Raw genomic sequence first — 17,573 nt, forward strand, 5'->3', positions numbered from 1 at the left:
GGGAACGACCGACCGGGCGGGGCGGTTCACCGGCAGCGCCGACGGGCTAGGCTCGGACGGTGGACGCGCGGCTGCCGGTGTTTCCGCTCGGGACGGTACTCTTTCCCGGCCTGGTCCTGCCGTTGCACATATTCGAGGCGCGTTATCTGGAGCTGATGCGGCACCTGCGCGGCCTGCCGGACGGCACGCCCCGGGAGTTCGGCGTGGTGGCGATCCGCAGCGGCGGGTCGGCGTCGGTGGCCGCCCGCCCCGAGCCGGAGTCCGAATCCGGCCAGGAAACCCAGCCGGGGGTGCCGGACCAGCCGGGGGTGCCGGAGCTGGTTGACCGGCGCCCGGACGGTGCCCCGGTCACCCTGCACGAGGTCGGCTGCACCGCCGAGCTGCGGCAGGTGACGGAGCTGCCGGACGGCCGGCTGGACGTGGTCACGGTCGGCCGTCGCCGGTTCCGGATCGCCCGGGTCGAGGAGGTCGGCACGCCGTACCTGAGCGCCGAGGTCGAGTGGCTGCCCGAGCCGGCCGGCCAGGAGCAGCTCGCCGACCTGCTGGCTCCCAGGGTGCTGGCGGTCTTCCGGCGCTACCTCACCCTGGTCCGGGACGATCCGGAGGAGATCTCCGAGCAGTTGCCGGACGACCCGACCGTGCTGTCGCACCTGGTGGCCGCGACCGCCGCGCTCACCCTCACCGACCGGCAGCGCCTGCTGGCGACCCCGGACACCGCCGGCCGGCTGAGTGCCGAACTGCGGCTGCTCAATCGCGAGGCGGCTCTGTTGCGTCAGGTACGGGCGGTGCCGGTGCCCCTGGCGGAGCTGGCGGTACCGGCAAGTCCCAACTGAGCGGCGGGTGGCCGGCCACCGGTGCCGGTTCGGCTTCGGCACCACGCAGTCCGGGATACCGGGACCAGCCGGCCAGCAGGGTGTACGTCACGGCGGCACCGAACGCCGGCACCAGCAGGTCCCCGATCGCCGGGATGAACCCGAGCAGCAGGTCGTACTGTCCGCCGTGCAGGTCCGGCGGCTTGCTGAACGTGGCGCCCGGCGGTGCGCCGGCCAGCAGCCGCTGGTAGCCGTCCAGACCGATCTGCCGGCCGAGCTGCCAGGCGAGTACGGCGGCGCCGAGCATGCCGAACACCACCACGAGCATCCCGACCGGCCCCCGGTACCGGCGCAGCAGCAGCCACATCGCGATCGCGGCCAGCACGCCGAGCCCGAAGCCGAGCAGGCTGAACCAGCCGTCGGCGGCGATGAACTCCTCCGGCTGCGGTGCGGCCAGCAGCGCACCGTCCTCGCCCTGCACCACCGGCACGCCCGGCGAAACGGCCCACCAGAGCAGGCCGAACGGAACCCCCAACAAGATCAACCCCAGCAGTGCGGCACCGCTGACCGCCAGGCTCCGCAGCCCTCGACCGGCTCCATCACCTCCGCCCGCAGGCGGGACGACGACGGGGTACCCGAGCGGAGCCGGCCCGAGAGCGTCCGATGGCCCGGAGGCGTATCGGCCGGCAGCCGCTGTTTCCATCGACACCTCGGCACCGACCGGCTCGGCGCCGGGCGCGGGAGGCGGGGCAGGTGGCGTCGAGATCGACGGGGGCCGCCCGTCGTCGCTGTCACCGGACGTGCCGTCGGGGTGGGAGGGTGCCGGACTCACCCGGTGATCCTCTCAGGCCCCGCACGGCGCTGGCGGCCCGGTACGCCGAAACCGCCCGACCCGGTCCCGGGCCGGCGCGACGCCCGCGGACGGTCGCCGGCTCCTGCGACAGCTCCCGGTGGTCCACGTATCGGCAGGAGCCGCTCACGGACCCTCGCACCAGCCGGCCGCCTCGAGCGCGGCGCGCACCTGTGTCACCACGTACTCCGGCTTGCGACGCAGGTCGAAGGCGGTGAAGCGCAGGACGCGGTCGCCGGCTACCCAGATCTCGTTCTGCCGGCGCAGGTCCGCCGCCCAGTGTCGCGCGTCCATGTGGTGTGCCCCGTCGACCTCGGCGTGCAGCCGCCACCGCCGCCAGTAGGCGTCGAGATAACGCACCCGACCGCGCGCATCCTTGCGGCGCTCCTGCTGATCCGGCGGCGGCAACCGATGCCGGCGGCAGAGCCGAACGAAGTCGATCTCGGAGAGCGCCTCCGCCCCGCCCGCCACGTCTGCCATCGTCTGCCGCATCAGCACCCGCCGCCGCAGCTGGGGCATCCGCTCGATCACGGCGTCGATCTCGGCCGGCGTGACCCGGCGTTGCTGGCAGCCGGCCGCGAGAATCACCTGCGCCTCGTCGTCGCCGGGTGCCCACTGTGCCGCGTCGACGAGCGCCCTGGCCATCGTGGTGCGATCCGGCCGGCCCCGCTGCCGGTCGACGTCGGGCAGGTGCCGGGTTCGGCGTACGCGTACGGCCGGCAGACCCAACGGCAGCCGGCGCAGCAGGTCGGGTGCCCTCTTGCCGTACGGGACGAGCACGTCGACCACATCGCTGCGCCACGCCCCACGTAGCCCGCCCGCACGGGCCGACGCCAAGCCGGCGAGCAGCGCGCTGTCACCGGCGGCGAGTACCGCCACCCACCAGTGCTGCTCCCGGGTGAGCTGGCCGCCTTGGGTGATCAGTACGTTACGGGCCACCCGGCGCCAGCGGCCGGTGCTCAACAGGTGCCGCACCTTCGAGGGAGTCAGCTCCGCGACCGCCTGAGTCCAGGTGATCACCCCCGCCTGCTCGAACAGCAACCACTCCAGTCCGCTCGCCCCATCGCTCGGCATCCGCACCCGCCTATGAAACCGGCTGGTGTGCGCAGTTGCTGTCGCTACCACGACAATAACTGCGCACACCACACCGCGCGCCACCGCACACCACACCGCGCGCCACCGCACACCACCGGGCGCCACCGCGCGCCGCAGCTCAGCCCGCCGCGGCTCAGCCCGCGACGGCGCTCGGCCCCAGCAGGGCCTTGAGGTCGGCCATCAGGGCGGTGGTGGGTGCGACCCGGAGTGGGCTGAGCCGCAGCAGGGTGGCCCGGGAGCCGTTCACCAGCTTGACGTGCACCTCGGCCGAGCCGGGATGGCTGGTCAGCACCTCGCGGAGCCGTTCGACGAGCGGCGGTGTGCAGCGGGACGGCGGCAACGCCAACACCACCGGCTTGACCTCGTCCGGCGCGGTGATGTCCGGCATCGACAGGTCCATCGCCATCAGCCGGGGCTGGTCGTCACGCCTGTCGACCCGGCCCTTGACCACCACGATCGCGTCCTCGGCGATGTACTGCCCGACCAGCTCGTAGGTGTTCGGGAAGAAGAGCACCTCGACCGCGCCGCCGAGGTCCTCCAGGCTGGCCGACGCCCACGCCCGGCCCTGCTTGGTGATCCGGCGCTGCACCCCGGAGAGGATGCCGGCCAGCGTGACCACCTGCCCGTCGGCGACCCCGCCCTCCTCGGAGAGCGCCGCGATCGACATGTCCGCGGCGGCGGCCAGCACGTGCTCGACCCCGAAGAGCGGATGGTCGGAGACATAGAGGCCGAGCATCTCGCGTTCGAAGGTGAGCAGGTCGGTCTTGTCCCACTCGCCGTCCGGGATCGGCGGGGTCACCACCATCGCACCGGCGGACTCGCCACCGGCGGCGAACGCGTCCCCGAAGAGGTCGTACTGGCCGACGGCCTCGTTGCGCTTCTGCGCCACGAAGGAGTCGATCGCGTCGGCGTGCACGGCGAGCAGCCCCTTGCGGGTGTGACCGAGTGAGTCGAACGCCCCCGACTTGATCAGCGACTCGATCGTGCGCTTGTTGCAGACCACCGCGTCGACCTTGCGGAGGAAGTCGTAGAAGTCGGTGAAGTTGCCCTTCTCCTTCCGGGCCCGCCGGATCGACTCGACCACGTTCGCGCCGACGTTGCGGACCGCGCCGAGCCCGAACCGGATGTCCGCGCCGACGGCGGCGAACCGGGCGTTGGACTCGTTCACGTCCGGCGGCAGCACCTTGATGCCCATCCGCCGGCACTCGGCCAGGTAGACCGCCGACTTGTCCTTGTCGTCGCCGACCGAGGTGAGCAGCGCCGACATGTACTCGGCCGGATAGTTCGCCTTCAGGTAGGCGGTCCAGTACGAGACCACGCCGTACGCCGCGCTGTGCGCCTTGTTGAAGGCGTAGTCGGAGAACGGGACCAGGATGTCCCAGAGCGTCTTGATCGCCGCGTCGCTGTAGCCGTTCTCCTTCATGCCGGCGGCGAACGGCGCGAACTCCTTGTCGAGGATCTCCTTCTTCTTCTTGCCCATCGCCCGGCGCAGCAGGTCGGCCTTGCCGAGCGAGTACCCGGCCACCTTCTGCGCGATCGCCATGACCTGCTCCTGGTAGACGATCAGCCCGTAGGTGTCGCCGAGGATCTCTTCCAGGGACTCGGCGAGTTCGGGGTGGATCGGCACCACCGGCTTGCGGTTGTTCTTGCGGTCGGCGTACTCGTTGTGCGCGTTCGCGCCCATCGGGCCGGGCCGGTAGAGCGCGCCGACCGCCGAGATGTCCTCGAAGTTGTCCGGTGCCATCGAGCGCAGCAGCGCCCGCATCGGCCCGCCGTCGAACTGGAACACCCCGAGGGTGTCGCCCCGGCCGAGCAGCGCGTACGTCGCCTTGTCGTCCAGCGGCAGGTCCTCCAGGACCAGGTTCTCGCCCCGGTTGTCCCGGATCGCGTCCAGCGCGTCGTCCATGATGGTCAGGTTGCGCAGGCCGAGGAAGTCCATCTTGAGCAGGCCGATGGTCTCGCAGGCACCCATGTCCCACTGGGTGATGATCGAGCCGTCCTGCTCGCGCTTCTGGATCGGCAGCACGTCCACGAGCGGGTCCCGGGACAGGATCACCCCGGCCGCGTGCACCCCCCACTGCCGCTTCAGCCCCTCCAGGCCCTTTGCGGTGTCGACGACCTTGCGTACCTCGCCGTCGCCGTCGTAGAGCTGCCGGAACTCGGCCGCCTCCGGATAGCGCGGGTGGCCCGGGTCGAAGATGCCGCCGAGCGGGATGTCCTTGCCCATCACGGCCGGGGGCATCGCCTTGGTGATCCGGTCACCCATCGCGAACGGGTAGCCGAGGACCCGGGCCGCGTCCTTGATCGCCGCCTTGGCCTTGATCGTCCCGTACGTGATGATCTGCGCGACCCGCTCCGCACCGTACTTCTCCGTGGCGTAGCGGATCATGTCGCCGCGCCTACGCTCGTCGAAGTCCATGTCGATGTCGGGCATCGAGACGCGGTCGGGGTTGAGGAACCGCTCGAAGAGCAGGCCGTGCGCCATCGGGTCCAGTTCGGTGATGCCCAGCGCGTACGCGATGAGCGCACCCGCGGCCGAGCCACGGCCCGGCCCGACCCGGATCCCCTCCCGCTTGGCGTAGGCGACCAGGTCGGCGGTGACCAGGAAGTAGCCGGGGAAGCCCATCTTGAGGATGACGTCGAGTTCGTACTCCGCCTGCTGGCGCCGGTCCTCCGGCACCCCGCCGGGGAACCGGCGCTGCAACCCGCGCATCACCTCGGCGCGCAGGTAGCTCTCCTCGGTCTCCCCCTCCGGCACCGGGAACTGCGGCATCAGGTTGCGCGACGCGAACAGCTCGGAGTAGTCGCCGACCCGCTCGGCGATCTCCAGCGTGCTGTCGCAGGCCCCCGGCACCTCCGCGTCCCACAGGGCGCGCATCTCGGCCGGCGACTTCAGGTAGAAGTCCCGGGCGTCGAACTTGAACCGCTTCGGGTCGGCCAGCGTCGAGCCGGACTGCACGCAGAGCAGCACCTCGTGCGCGTCGGCGTCCTTTGCGTACGTGTAGTGCAGGTCGTTGGTGGCCACCGGCTTGAGGTTGAGCTTGCGGCCCAGCCGGATCAGGTCCTGCCGGATCCGGGTCTCGATGTCGAGCCCGTGGTCCATCACCTCGAGGTAGTAGTTCTCCGCCCCGAAGATGTCCCGGAACTCGGCCGCCGACTCGCACGCCTTGTCGAAGTTGCCGATCCGCAGCCAGGTCTGCACCTCGCCGGAGGGGCAGCCGGTGGTGGCGATGATCCCCCTGCCGTACTGGTGCAGCAGCTCCCGGTCGGCGCGCGGCTTGAAGTAGTAACCCTCCAGGCTGGCCCGGGACTGCAACCGGAACAGGTTACGCAGCCCGTCGGCGTCCGCCGCGAGCATTGTCATGTGGGTGTACGCGCCACCGCCGGAGACGTCGTTCTCGCCGCCGTCCGCCCAGCGCACCCGGGTCCGGTCCCGCCGGTCGGTCCCCGGGGTCAGGTACATCTCGCTGCCGATGATCGGCTTCACGCCGGCGGCCTTGGCCTGCTTGTGGAAGTCGTAGGCCCCGAAGAGGTTGCCGTGGTCGGTCATGGCCAGCGCCGGCATGCCGAGCCGGTCGGTCTCGGCGAACAGCTCCTTGAGTCGGGCCGCCCCGTCGAGCATCGAATACTCGGTGTGCACGTGCAGGTGCACGAACGAGTCAGACACCCAGGGCCCCCTTCCCTCACCCGGGCCGCCGGCCCGCCCGCCGACGAACTGTCGACGGCGGCTACCGGTCACCCAGCGACGCATCCCCCAACGGCAGCACCGCGCGACGCCGGCCGGGCGCGGGCCGGACGGCACCGACCGTGCCCCGGCACCGGGTCAGCACCGGCGACGGCGCGGCTGCCGGCCACCGAGCCTAGTCCCCGGGCCTCCCGGTCTCCAGCCTTGACACTCCCTCGGCGACCTGCCCCACACCCCGCCCGCCCCACACCCCACGCTCGTCAGGAAGGGCCCTGGCGCGACAGAAGACGATTAGCGGGGGTCCTTCCTAACACTCGGTCAGCGGGCGAACGGCTCCAACATCATCGAGGCGGCCTGGAGCCAGGCGTCCCGGGTCTCCTGGGCCAGCTGGGCGTACTCGATCGACGAGCCGGTCTCCAGCGCCGGGTCGTACGGCACCACCGCCACCGCCCGGGTCCGGGTGGCGAAGTGCCGCTTCAGGTCGTCCAGCAGCGGGGAGCGGCCCGGAGTCGGGCAGGAGAGCAGGGTGACCGCGTTGTCCGCCAGCTCACCCATGCCGATGTCGTGCAGCAGGTCGAGCATCCAGTCGGCGGTGAACGCGGCGTCCTCCCGGGGCACCGTGGTCACGACCAGCTGGTCGGCGGCGCGCAGCACCGTCTGCCAGTTGGAACTCTCCACGTTGTTGCCGGTGTCCACGCAGATCACGTCGTGGGTGCGGCGGAGCAGCTCCAAGACCCGCCGGACGGTGTGCTGGTCGAGACGCTGGGCGAACCGGGGACTCTCCTCGCCGGCAAGTACGTCGTAGGAGCCGTCGGAGGCGTGCCGGAGGTAGTCGTCGAGCCGGTCGAGCAACTGGTTGCTCGGCAGCGCCTCGATCTCGATCAGGTCGGCGACCAGGTGCCGGATGGTCCGCGCGTGCCGGGCGCTGCCGGCCCGCAGCCCGAGGGTGCCGCGCAGTTCGTTGTCGTCCCAGGCGAGCACGCCGCGGCCGCGTACGCTGCCCACCGTCGCGGCGCCGAGCACCGTCGCCGTGGTCTTGTGTACGCCGCCCTTCGGGTTGGCGAAGGCGATGACCCGGGGCGAGCCGAGTTCGCGGCGGAGCACGTTGCGGGCGCGTTCCACCTCCGGGTCGGCCGACCGCTGCGGCCGGCCGGCGAAGGGGTCCAGGCTGGCCCGCCGGGACACCGGCGCGTATCCGACGTCGGCCGCCGGATAGTTCCCGGCCGGTGCCGGCGCCGGGCCGACCGGCGGAGCCGCCGGGGTGACCGGGGGCGCCAGCGAGGCCCGGGGCGCCGGGATCGACCGGCCGGTGGCCGGCGGCGGCAGGGCAGGCGCGGCGCCGGAGTCGGGTCGGCGGGTCGGGGGCGGCGGGCCGGGCAGGGCCGGCCGGGGTGCCGGCACCACCGGCGGAGGCTGGTAGCCGCCGAGCCCGGCGTAGCGGGACTCGCCGGGGTAGTCCGGGCCGGCCGGTTCGGATCGGTACGCCTCGGGCTCGCCCCGGTGGTAGCCGGGGTCGGGCCGGTAGCCGCCGGGCTGGTAGCCCGGCTCCCGGCGGTCGGCGGCACCGGGCCGGTGGTCGGGGCCGGGTCGGAAGCCCGGCTCGGCGGGATGGGTCGGCCCGGGCCGATAGCCGGGTTCGGCCGGCCGCCCCGCCCCGAAACCCGGATCGGTCGATCTCCCCGCTCCGAAACCGGGATCGGTCGATCTCCCCGGCCCGAAACCGGGATCGGCTGGTCGTCCCGCCCCGAAACCGGGATCGGTCGATCTCCCCGATCCGAAACCGGGATCGGCTGGTCGTCCCGCCCCGGGACCGGGGTCGACTGGTCTCCCTGGCCCGAAACCGGGGTCGGTCGGGCGCCCGGCGCCGAAGCCGGGATCGGGGCGGTAGCCGCTCTCCAGGGCCGCGTAGCGGGATTCGGCCGGCTGGCCGGCTCCGCCGTAGCCGGGCGCGGGCGGATATCCCGGTCCGGCCGGGTAGCCCGGGGCAGGTGGCCGGGGGTCGCGTTCCGGGCGGCCGCCGGGGTAACCGGCGGACCGGCCGGCGGCGTGGCCGCCGTCGGCAGCCGGCTCCGGCCCGGGTCGCTCGCCGACGGTCTGCTGCTCGTCGGTGCGGCCGCCGTGCAGGGCCCGGTCGAGCAGCGCCCGCCAGCGCGGCGCTGATTCCGCCGGCCGGCCCCAGCCGGTCTCGGTGCCGTCCACGGCTCGCCCCTCCCAGCACCATCGGTCCCCGCCCTGACAGGCTACGAAGCAAACCCTATTCGGGCCACCTAGGGAGCGCACCCACCGCCGTCGGCGTGCCCGCCGTCGACCAGACGTCCATCGTGCCGTCCACCGTCATGTTCCGTCGACCGCCCCGGTGGTGGCCAGTTCGGCCGGGGGTGCGTCGACCGGCGGCCGCTCCGACGGTATCTCGGGCGGCGCCGATCCGGGCGGCGGGTCCGGTTCCGGCGGGACGTCCTCGACCGGTGGGTCCACGGTGGGCGGCGGCTCCGTCGGGTCGGAGCCGGCCGGGCCGGCGGTCCGGGTCAGCGACGGATCGGCGGGCGGCTCGACCGCCGATCCGGCCGAGGAAACCGAGGTCGGCGGGGCGGCCGGGTCACCGCCGGGACCCGGCCCGGCGGTCGGGACGCCGCCGCTCGCCGGCAGACCGGCGTCGGCAGGTGGGCGCGCCACGCCGTCCTGCTCGGGCAGGGGCGGAGTGAAGACGGTACGGTCCAGCCGCCGCACCTCCGGCGCCGGGTCCACCGCGCGTACCTCGGGGCGGGCGGCGACCCGCTCCAGCGCGGCCGGGTCGCCGCGCACCACCGCGGCGTAGAGACACGAGCAGCGGGCCCGGTAGGCGGTCGCCTCCTCGTCGGCGACCCGGGCGCCGCTGGCGTAGAACTGGCGCAGTTCCCGCTCCCGGGCACCCTCGCCGGTGATCGCGGCGGCCCGTTCCTGGTAGTCCCGGGCCTCCCCGTCCTTTCGCGCGGCGACGTCGGACATTCCGGCCAGCACGTCGTCCGGAAGGCGCAGGGCCGGGATCCGCACGATCTCGGTCTGGGTGCCGGGGCGCCACAGCCGGGCGAAGACCTCCGACACACCGATCCCGGTCAGCACCGGGGTCAGCCGGTCCGGTGCCAGATAGGCCGACATGGTGACCAGGGCGTACGTCGGTTCCGCCGGCTCGACCGCGCCGGCGGAGACAAGCGACCGCAGCTCGTGCCGGGCCGCCTCGACATAGCCGGGGATGGACTGGCCCTGCACCACCCCGACCCGGGTCACCTCGCCGACGGTCGGGTCGCCGGCCGGTTGCCGATCGGCCGCCCAGACGGCGGTGACGAGTACCGCCGCCGAGCAGAACAGTGCGACAGTGCTCAGCGTCCGGAGCCGCAGCCGGCCCTGCCCGAGCCGGGCCGTCCCCCGGACCAGGGGCGGCAACAGTCGGTCGTCCAACTGTCGCAACAGGTCGCCGAGGCGCACGGACGAAACTCCCTCGTCGGGTGATCCCTGCCGGATCGGTCAGTCGCGCAGGATGCGGAGTGCAACTTCCAGGTCGTCAGGGTAGTCGCTGACGAACCGGACCTGCTCGGCCGTCCGGGGGTGCGCGAAGGCCAGTTCACGGGCGTGCAGCCACTGTCGGGTGAGGCCGAGCCGGGCCGCCAGGGTCGGATCGGCGCCGTATGTCAGATCACCGACACACGGATGCCGCAGGGTGGAGAGGTGCACCCGGATCTGGTGGGTACGCCCGGTCTCCAGCCGTACGTCGAGCAGGCTCGCCGCCGGGAACGCCTCCAGGGTGTCGTAGTGGGTGATGCTCGGCTTGCCGCCGGCCACCACCGCCCAGCGGTAGTCGTGGGTCGGGTGCCTGTCGATCGGCGCGTCGACGGTGCCGCGCAGCGGGTCGAGGTGTCCCTGCACCACCGCGTGGTAGCGCTTCTCCACCTCGCGGGCCTTGAACGCCCGCTTGAGCAGGCTGTACGCCTGCTCGCTCTTGGCCACCGCCATCACCCCGGTGGTGCCGACGTCCAGCCGGTGCACCACGCCCTGGCGTTCGGCGGCTCCGCTTGTCGCGATGGTGTGCCCGAGGGCGGCCAGCCCGCCGATCACGGTCGGCCCGCTCCAGCCCGGGCTCGGGTGCGCGGCCACCCCGACCGGCTTGTCGACCACCACGATGTCGTCGTCGGAGTAGATCACCCGCAGGCCGGGGACCGTCTCGGCGATGACGGTCGGCGCGGTCGGCGGCGCGGGCAGCACCACCTCCAGCCACGAGCCGGCGCTGACCCGCTCGGACTTGGTCCGGGCGGCGCCGTCGACCAGGGCGTCGCCGGCCTCGACAAGTGCCGCCGCCACCGTGCGGGAGAGGCCGAAGAGCCGGGACACCGCCTGGTCCAGCCGCATGCCGTCGAGGCCGTCGGGCACCGGCAGCGAGCGGCGGTCACCGGCCGGGTGCGCCGGACCCGCCTCGGAGATGGACGTCACGTCAGGTCCCGTCGCTCGGTCTCGGTCTCGGCCCGGCCGCCGGTCGGGCCGGCCCCGGTCGGAGCCCCGGCGGCCTCACCGCGGTCCGTTCGGTCGGCTCGGTCGGATTCGGCCGGCGGTGCGCCCGGCCCCTCGGCGGAATCCGCGCCGCCCTTCGCCGGGCGGGAGCGCAGCCGGGTGCCGTCCCGCTGCCGGCCGGTCAGCTCCAGCAGCACCGCCAGGACGACGCCGCTGACCAGGGCACTGTCGGCCAGGTTGAAGATCGGCCAGACCTGGCCGTACGGGTCGAAGAGGCTGACCATGTCGACCACGTGCCCGACGAAGACGCCGGGGGCCCGGAAGATCCGGTCGGTCAGGTTGCCGAGGGCGCCGCCGAGTACCAGACCGAGCGAGATCGCCCAGGGCAGCGAGCGCAGCCGCAGCGCCATCCAGCCGATCCAGCCGATCACCCCGGCGGTGACCAGCGGGAAGACCCAGGTGTAGCCGGAGCCGAGGCTGAACGCCGCTCCGCTGTTGCGGGTCAGGGTCAGGTAGACGGCGCCGCCGAGCAGGCGTACCGGGTCGCGGTCGGCGAGGGTCGCCAGGGCGAGGTGCTTGGTGCCGAGATCGGCGAGCCAGGCCAGTACGGCGGTGAGCAGTAGCACCGTGACGGCCACCCGCCGGGCCCGTCCCGGCCCGGACCCGGTCGCCCTGGCCCGCGCGGTCGACTCGCCGTCGTTCGTCGTCCGCTGGTCGTCGCTGTTCAGCAGGTGTCCCTTTCCTCAGCTCACCAGCCGGTGCGGGTCACCGGCGCTCCTCCAACTGCTTGCACGAGACGCAGAGGGTGGCGGAGGGGAAGGCGGCGAGCCGCTCCACCGGGATCGGGTTGCCGCACCGCTCGCACCAGCCGTAGCTGCCCTCGTCCACCCGCTCCAGCGCCCGCTCCACCTGGGTGATGCGTTCCAGGATGCTGTTGGCGAGGGAGATCTCCTGCTCCCGCTCGAACGTCTTGGTGCCGGTGTCGGCCTGGTCGTCCCCGGCCGAGTCGGTCAACCGGTCGCGCTGCAGCTCGGTGATCTCGCTCAGCGTCTGATCGTACTCGGCACGGAGTTCGTCCCGACGGGCCGCCAGCGCGGCGCGGATCTTCTCGGTCTCGGCGGCGCTGCGCGAGGCCTTCGGCGCTGTTGCCTTCGGTGCCGACTTGCGGCCTGCGGTCCTGGTCTCTGCTGGCTTAGCCATCGTCGCTCCCTCGGCCGCGTACTCCGCGGCGATCGGCCGTGCCTGGACAGGAACCTCCGACGCTCCCGTGACGGTCCGGCGGGTCCTGGGCGGTGCGGTCGCTCCGGCGGGTGCGACCGGTCGGGTACGGCCGGCGGCGGGATCCGCCGTCGCCGGGTCCCGGGGATGCCGGAGGTCGGTGCCGCGCGGCACTGCGGGGCTGCTGGACGGTGCCGGCAGCCAGCGACGAACCGGACTTTCCGGCTGGTTCGCCTCCGAGCCACGCCCGTCCGACCACGACGTCCCCCAATTGCAAAACGGGCGCGCGGCGGGACGCCGCGCACTCCGGAGGTTGGCAACAATACGGAACGTACAGACGTCCGACAACATGCCGCACCGATGTTACCCGTAGAACGCGGTATAATCCGCAAAGCGGGCGAAAGGAACAATAGCATTATTTGTTGCGATCGTCCCCGTACTCCCCGAACCACCGGGCCAGCCGGCCCCGCCGGTTGACCGCCCGCAGCCGGCGCTCGACCTCGTCCCGGACCCGCGCGGTCGCCACGATCAACAGGCTGTCGCCCACCTTCAGCCGGGTGTCCGGGCCGGGCACGAACCCGACGCCGTCCCGGGAGACCAGGGTGACCGACGCACCCTGCGGCAGGCGCAGCTCGTCGAGGTGTACGCCGACCAGCCGCGAGCCCGACGGGATCACCAACTGCAACAGGTCCGCCTGCATCCGTTCCAGCGGAGCGGTCTCCACCCGCAGCTCGGTCAGCTCGGCCGGGGCGGCGATCCCCAGCCGGCGGGCCACCGGGCCCAGCGTGCCGGCCTGCACCAGCGTGAAGATCACCACCAGTACGAAGACGGTGTCGAAGAGCTGGGCGGCTCCGGGCAGCCCTTCGGAGAGCGGGATCGTGGCCAGCACGATCGGCACCGCGCCGCGCAGCCCGGCCCAGGACAGGAAGAGCTGCTCCCGGGGCGGCACCCGGAACCCGACCACGCTTACCAGTACCGACAGTGGCCGGGCCAGGAAGGTCAGCGCCACTCCGGTGACCACGGCGGGCAGCAGTGCATTCTCCAGTCGTCCCGGCGAGCTGAGCAGGCCGAGCAGCACGAAGAGGCCGATCTGGGCCAGCCAGGCCAGCCCGTCGGCGAAGCCGAGGATCGTCTGCCGGTGCGGCAACCGGGAGTTGCCCAGCACCACGCCGGCGACGTAGACCGCGATGAACCCCGAGGCGTGCGAGACGGTGGCCACCCCGTAGGCCAGTACGGTGAGGCCGACCGCGGCGATCGGATAGAGCCCGGAGGAGGGCAGTGCCGCCCGGCGCAGCGTCCAGCGGCCGAGCATCCCCACCCCGAACCCGAGTACGGCACCGGCGGCCAGCTCGTAGCCGAGCAGCAGCGCCTCGTGCCACCAGACGTGGCCGGCCAGTGACGTGGTGGAGAGCAGCACCACCAGCAGTACCACCGGGGCGTCGTTCATCCCCGACTCGGCCTCCAGGGTGGCCACCAGCCGGCGCGGCAGCCGCAGCCAGCGCAGGGTGGCGAAGACCGCCGCCGCGTCGGTGGAGGAGAGCACCGCGCCGTAGAGCAGGGCGAGCCGCCAGTCCAGGTCGAGCAGGGCGTGCACCACCACCCCGACCACGCCGATGCTGATCGCCACGCCGACGGTGGCCAGCGTGACGGAGGTGCCGAGTACCGGCCGGAGGGTGCTCCACCGCGCGGTCAGGCCCCCCTCGGCGATGATCACGATCAGCGCGCAGTAGCCGAGAATCCGGGTCAGCTCGGCGTCGTCGAACGGGATGCCGAGACCGGACTCGCCGATCCCCACCCCGATGGCGAGATAGACCAGCAGGCTCGGCACGCCGAGCCGGGTCGAGAGCCGGACCGCGCCGACCGCGACGAGGAGTACCGCCGCGCCGATCAGCAGGGCGACGTCGAGCCGGTCCGTCACGGCTGCCGCGCACTGGGCCGGGCGGGCACCCGAAGATGGTGGGGAACGCCGAGGTGGTCGGCGGCCGATCGGGCGCCCGGCAGCCACTCCGGCCGACCCGGACGCCACCGCCGGTCCGACCAGGTCGGGGCGGAGGACGGGTGGAGGTTCACCGAACGGGTCCGTCGCGCAGCTGGCACAGCCGCGCTCCGACCTCGGAGTCGGCCCCGTCCACCAGGAAGAGTTTGTCCCGGCTGGCCGCACCGGTACGCAGGGTGACCGCCGCCGGGCGCAGCCCGAGTGCCTCGGCAAGTGCCCGCCGAGCCGCCTCGGTCGCCCGGCCGTCGGCGGCCGGCGGATGGACCGCGATCACCAGGGCGGGTCCGTGCGGGCCGTCGAAGCGGCCACCGACCCGGGCCCGGGACGCGCCCGGCCTGACCCGGACCGCGACGGTCAGCGCTCCGGCCCCGCTCCGGGCGGGACCTCGCCCGGCGTCCACACCGGAACCCCGCGTGCCGCTGGATTGCCGCGAACCGTCGACCCCGCGATCTGCGCCCTGGCCGGCGCCGGGCCGGCTGTCAGCGCCGGTGCGCATCGGTGAGCCGGAACCCCCTGTGCCGCTGCCGTGCCGCGAACCGTCGACCCCGCGCTGTTCATCCTGGCCGGCGCCGGGCCGGCCGTCAGCGCCGGTGCGCATCGGTGAGCAGGGCGGTGTCCGGCTCGCAGCGCCCGCACGGGGTGAAGCCGAGCTCCACCGCCTCGCTCACCGGAAGCGGTTCGCTCTCCCGACCGGACAGGTGTGCGCAGTCGACGAGGTGGTAGCGCGGCCGGCCGTCGACCACGTACACGTCGTCGAGCAGGGCGGCGACCAGCGCGGCCTCGGCCTCGGAGACCGGCTGGGCTGCCGGCTCGTCCGCCGGGACGTCGTCGTCCGGCTCGCCGGGCCCGCCCGGATCCGCCGCGGGCGCCTCCGACCCGCCGGCCGGTTGCCGCCAGCCGGTGTCGTCGTCGGTGCCCGGCCGGCTCGCCTGGGCGGGGACCGTCGCCTCGACGGGCTCGGTCAGCACCGGCCCGCTTCCGGGGATCGGACCGGCCGGCCCGGCCTCGGCGAGCCGGGGGTCGGTCGGTGCCCGCCGGGCGCTGGTCGGTGGGCGGCGACGACGCGGTTCGGTCGCCTCGCCGGCACGGGTGGTGAACCCGTCGTCGCCGGGTCCGTCCGGAGCGAAGCCGCTGGCCACCCCCCGGGCCCCGGCCGCCTGCCGGGCACCCACCACCAGCGCGACGGCGGCCAGCAGGCTGACCGCGATCGAGCCGATCAGCAGGCCGCTCGACCCGCTCGCCAGACCGAGCACGAGTAGTGCGACGGCGGCGAGGATGAGCACCAGACTGCCGACTATCACGGCTCACCCCCGACGCATCGGTTCCGGTTGTGGTGGTACCGCCCGCGCTGGTCCCTGGTGGGGATCAGCGCCCGGTCTCGAGTGCGCCGGAACGGCCACCCCCGCCGTACGAGTTCGCCAGGCCGGCGGTGGCGAGGCCGGGAGTCCCGGCACCGGACCGATTGCCGTCGGTCCGGGTCATCTCCACCTCCAGACCCTGGCCACGCCCGTCGAGGTCGCGCAGCTGACTCTCCAGGTACGCCTTGAGCCGGGTGCGGTACTCGCGCTCGAACTGCTTGAGCTCCTCGATGTGCTTCTGCAGCGCGGTGCGCTTGGCGTCCAGGCCGCCCATGGCCTCCTGGTGCCGCTGGCGGGCGTCCCGCTCCAGCGCGTCGGCCTTGGCCCGCGCCTCCCGGGTGACCTCCTCGGCCTTGCTGCGCGCGTCGGAGAGCAGCTTGTCGGCCTCGCGGCGCGCGTCGGAGACGTGGTCGTCCGCCGTGCGCTGCGCCATCATCAGCACCCGGAGTGCCTGCTGCTCGCCGTCGCCGCCGCCGCCCACCGCCGGGCCGGCCTGCGCCCGCACCTGCTCCAGCTCGGCCTGCATGGCCCGGGCGGCCTGCTCGGCCGCGGCCTTGTCGCGCTGCACCCGGTCGAGCTGCGCCTTGACGTCGTTGAGCTCGGCGGCCAGTCGCGGGTCGGCGCTCGGGCCGGCTGGTGCGCCGCCACGACCGCCGCGCTCCACCTGGGCGCGAAGCTCGTTGTTCTCTTCGATCAGACGGGCGAGCTCGCGCTCGACCTCGTCCAGAAACGCGTCGACTTCCTCCTCGTCATACCCCCGCTTGCCGATAGGCGGCTTCTTGAAGGCGACGTTGTGGACGTCGGCCGGGGTCAGCGGCATCGAAACTCCTCGGGTCAGTTGCGGCCGCGCGGCACGCTGGTCACCAGGTGGTTGACCTGGCGATCAACGGCCCTAACACGAAACTCATCAGCACGAACAGGATAACCAGGAGCACAAGGGAGGCCAGGTCGATGCTCACGGTACCAATTCGCAATGGCGGGATCACACGCCTCAACGCCTTGAGAGGCGGATCAGTGACGCTCCACACCGATTCCATTCCCGCCGAGGCTGCCCGGCTCGGCTGCCAGCGGCGACCGTACTGCAGCACGGCACTTAGGACAAATCGGGCCAAAAGCAGCAGGAGGAAGATGTACACGATCAGGTAGAGGACCTGAAACAGGATGGACAGCAGCACGGCAGGCGGATCCCTCGGTCGGGCTAACTCAGGCTGAAAAACCCACCCTCAGCGATCTTGGCCTTGTCCTCCGCGGTGACCTGGACGTTAGCCGGTGAGAGTAGGAACACCCGGTTGGTCACGCGCTCGATCGTACCGCGCAGCCCGAAGGCCAACCCGGCGGCGAAATCGACCAATCGGCGGGCATCCGCCTCGTCCATCTCGGTGAGGTTGATGATCACCGGGACGCCGTCGCGGAAGTGCTCCCCGATGGTGCGACCCTCGCGGTACGTGGTGACGTGCAGCGTCGTGATCTGGTAACGCTGCTCCGGCTGCTCGACCGGCACCGGCCGCTCCCGCACCTGGGACTGCGGTGCGAGCGCGAGATTGTCCCGGGTCTGGTACGTCAACGCGCCGGACGGCTCGGAGCCGCCCGGCCGGCTGATCGACCGCACGCTGGATCGCTCCACGCGGTCGGTCCGCTCCGGACGGTCACCGTCGGACCGGTCGTGCTCGACGGCACGCCCGACGTTGCGCTCGGCCAGCCGGGTCCGCTCACCGGCCCGGGGCCGGGGCGGCGGCGGAGCCTCGTCCTGCTCCTCGTCCTCGTCGGCGAACTCGTCCGCATACCGGCTCTGCCGATAGCGCGACTCACGGTAGCCACCCTTGTCGTAGCCACCGTCGTCGTAGGCCCGCTCGTCGTCCTCCTCGACGAGCCCGAGCCAGACCCCCGCTTTGCGCAGTGCACCCATCCCGCGCCCCTCCGTCCGCCGTGCGACACTCACCCCCCGTGCCGTGCCCCTGCCACGCGCGTGAACACTGCAGTGCCCACCGGCCCGAGACGGCAACCCCTGGCACGACCGTGAAACCGGTCTCACCCCGACCCCCGCCAGTGGGGATGTCGCCTCAAACAACACTGATGTAGT

The 17,573-nt window shown here is 72.9% G+C and carries 14 protein-coding genes and 1 pseudogene; 1 reads left to right on the forward strand and 14 read right to left on the reverse strand.

Annotation, left to right across the window (positions count from 1 at the left end):
• Positions 1-59: 59 nt before the first annotated feature.
• Positions 60-833: an LON peptidase substrate-binding domain-containing protein gene (locus tag ACN28A_RS02780; protein WP_421391974.1), complete on the forward strand. Its 774-nt coding sequence runs from the start codon at positions 60-62 to the stop codon at positions 831-833.
• On the opposite strand, the gene ACN28A_RS02785 is transcribed toward ACN28A_RS02780, so the two are convergent.
• From ACN28A_RS02785 to ACN28A_RS02850, 14 genes and pseudogenes are all read right to left on the reverse strand, one after another.
• Positions 748-1,347, reverse strand: coding sequence for a DUF2567 domain-containing protein (locus tag ACN28A_RS02785; protein ID WP_421391975.1), 600 nt, complete (start codon positions 1,345-1,347; stop codon positions 748-750). The genes ACN28A_RS02780 and ACN28A_RS02785 overlap by 86 nt on opposite strands.
• A 441-nt stretch (positions 1,348-1,788) precedes the next feature.
• Positions 1,789-2,736: a DUF559 domain-containing protein gene (locus tag ACN28A_RS02790; RefSeq protein ID WP_421391977.1), complete on the reverse strand. Its 948-nt coding sequence runs from the start codon at positions 2,734-2,736 to the stop codon at positions 1,789-1,791.
• Positions 2,737-2,890: 154 nt separating this feature from the next.
• On the reverse strand, positions 2,891-6,424 hold the full coding sequence (gene dnaE / locus ACN28A_RS02795; protein WP_421391978.1) for a DNA polymerase III subunit alpha: 3,534 nt from the start codon (positions 6,422-6,424) through the stop codon (positions 2,891-2,893).
• Positions 6,425-6,760: 336 nt separating this feature from the next.
• Positions 6,761-8,641, reverse strand: a complete 1,881-nt coding sequence (locus ACN28A_RS02800) for an AAA family ATPase (RefSeq protein ID WP_421391980.1) — start codon at positions 8,639-8,641, stop codon at positions 6,761-6,763.
• A 135-nt stretch (positions 8,642-8,776) separates the two neighbouring features.
• Positions 8,777-9,904: a hypothetical protein gene (locus ACN28A_RS02805; RefSeq protein ID WP_421391981.1), complete on the reverse strand. Its 1,128-nt coding sequence runs from the start codon at positions 9,902-9,904 to the stop codon at positions 8,777-8,779.
• Positions 9,905-9,943: 39 nt separating this feature from the next.
• Positions 9,944-10,822: an RluA family pseudouridine synthase gene (locus tag ACN28A_RS02810; protein ID WP_421404104.1), complete on the reverse strand. Its 879-nt coding sequence runs from the start codon at positions 10,820-10,822 to the stop codon at positions 9,944-9,946.
• A 202-nt stretch (positions 10,823-11,024) separates the two neighbouring features.
• Positions 11,025-11,621 (reverse strand): annotated as a pseudogene (gene lspA, locus ACN28A_RS02815) (signal peptidase II); the annotation flags it as partial.
• A gap of 65 nt (positions 11,622-11,686) precedes the next feature.
• Entirely contained in the window at positions 11,687-12,121 is a 435-nt protein-coding gene (locus tag ACN28A_RS02820) for a TraR/DksA family transcriptional regulator (RefSeq protein WP_421391983.1), read from the reverse strand.
• Between the two features lie 433 nt (positions 12,122-12,554).
• Complete coding sequence (locus ACN28A_RS02825; protein ID WP_421391986.1) at positions 12,555-14,057, reverse strand: potassium/proton antiporter; 1,503 nt, start codon at positions 14,055-14,057, stop codon at positions 12,555-12,557.
• Positions 14,058-14,205: 148 nt separating this feature from the next.
• On the reverse strand, positions 14,206-14,535 hold the full coding sequence (locus ACN28A_RS02830) for a DUF167 domain-containing protein (RefSeq protein WP_421391987.1): 330 nt from the start codon (positions 14,533-14,535) through the stop codon (positions 14,206-14,208).
• 181 nt (positions 14,536-14,716) lie between these two features.
• Positions 14,717-15,436 carry a hypothetical protein gene (locus tag ACN28A_RS02835; RefSeq protein ID WP_421391990.1) on the reverse strand — a complete coding sequence of 240 codons (720 nt, stop codon included), beginning with the start codon at positions 15,434-15,436 and terminating at the stop codon, positions 14,717-14,719.
• 64 nt (positions 15,437-15,500) lie between these two features.
• A complete protein-coding gene (locus ACN28A_RS02840) occupies positions 15,501-16,313 on the reverse strand; it encodes a DivIVA domain-containing protein (protein WP_421391993.1) in 813 nt (270 codons plus the stop codon).
• Between the two features lie 40 nt (positions 16,314-16,353).
• Complete coding sequence (locus ACN28A_RS02845; RefSeq protein WP_421404106.1) at positions 16,354-16,665, reverse strand: YggT family protein; 312 nt, start codon at positions 16,663-16,665, stop codon at positions 16,354-16,356.
• 26 nt (positions 16,666-16,691) lie between these two features.
• Entirely contained in the window at positions 16,692-17,399 is a 708-nt protein-coding gene (locus ACN28A_RS02850; RefSeq protein ID WP_421391995.1) for a cell division protein SepF, read from the reverse strand.
• Positions 17,400-17,573 lie beyond the last annotated feature (174 nt).

This window comes from Plantactinospora sp. WMMB782 (genome assembly GCF_049179135.1).
Lineage (GTDB): Bacteria > Actinomycetota > Actinomycetes > Mycobacteriales > Micromonosporaceae > Plantactinospora.

Coding starts and splice junctions, on each gene's coding strand:
- ACN28A_RS02790 (WP_421391977.1), bottom strand. CDS start 2,736: ATGCCGAGCGATGGGGCGAGCGGACTGGAGTGGTTGCTGTTCGAGCAG.
- ACN28A_RS02820 (WP_421391983.1), bottom strand. CDS start 12,121: ATGGCTAAGCCAGCAGAGACCAGGACCGCAGGCCGCAAGTCGGCACCG.
- ACN28A_RS02810 (WP_421404104.1), bottom strand. CDS start 10,822: ATGCGGCTGGACCAGGCGGTGTCCCGGCTCTTCGGCCTCTCCCGCACG.
- ACN28A_RS02850 (WP_421391995.1), bottom strand. CDS start 17,399: ATGGGTGCACTGCGCAAAGCGGGGGTCTGGCTCGGGCTCGTCGAGGAG.
- ACN28A_RS02840 (WP_421391993.1), bottom strand. CDS start 16,313: ATGCCGCTGACCCCGGCCGACGTCCACAACGTCGCCTTCAAGAAGCCG.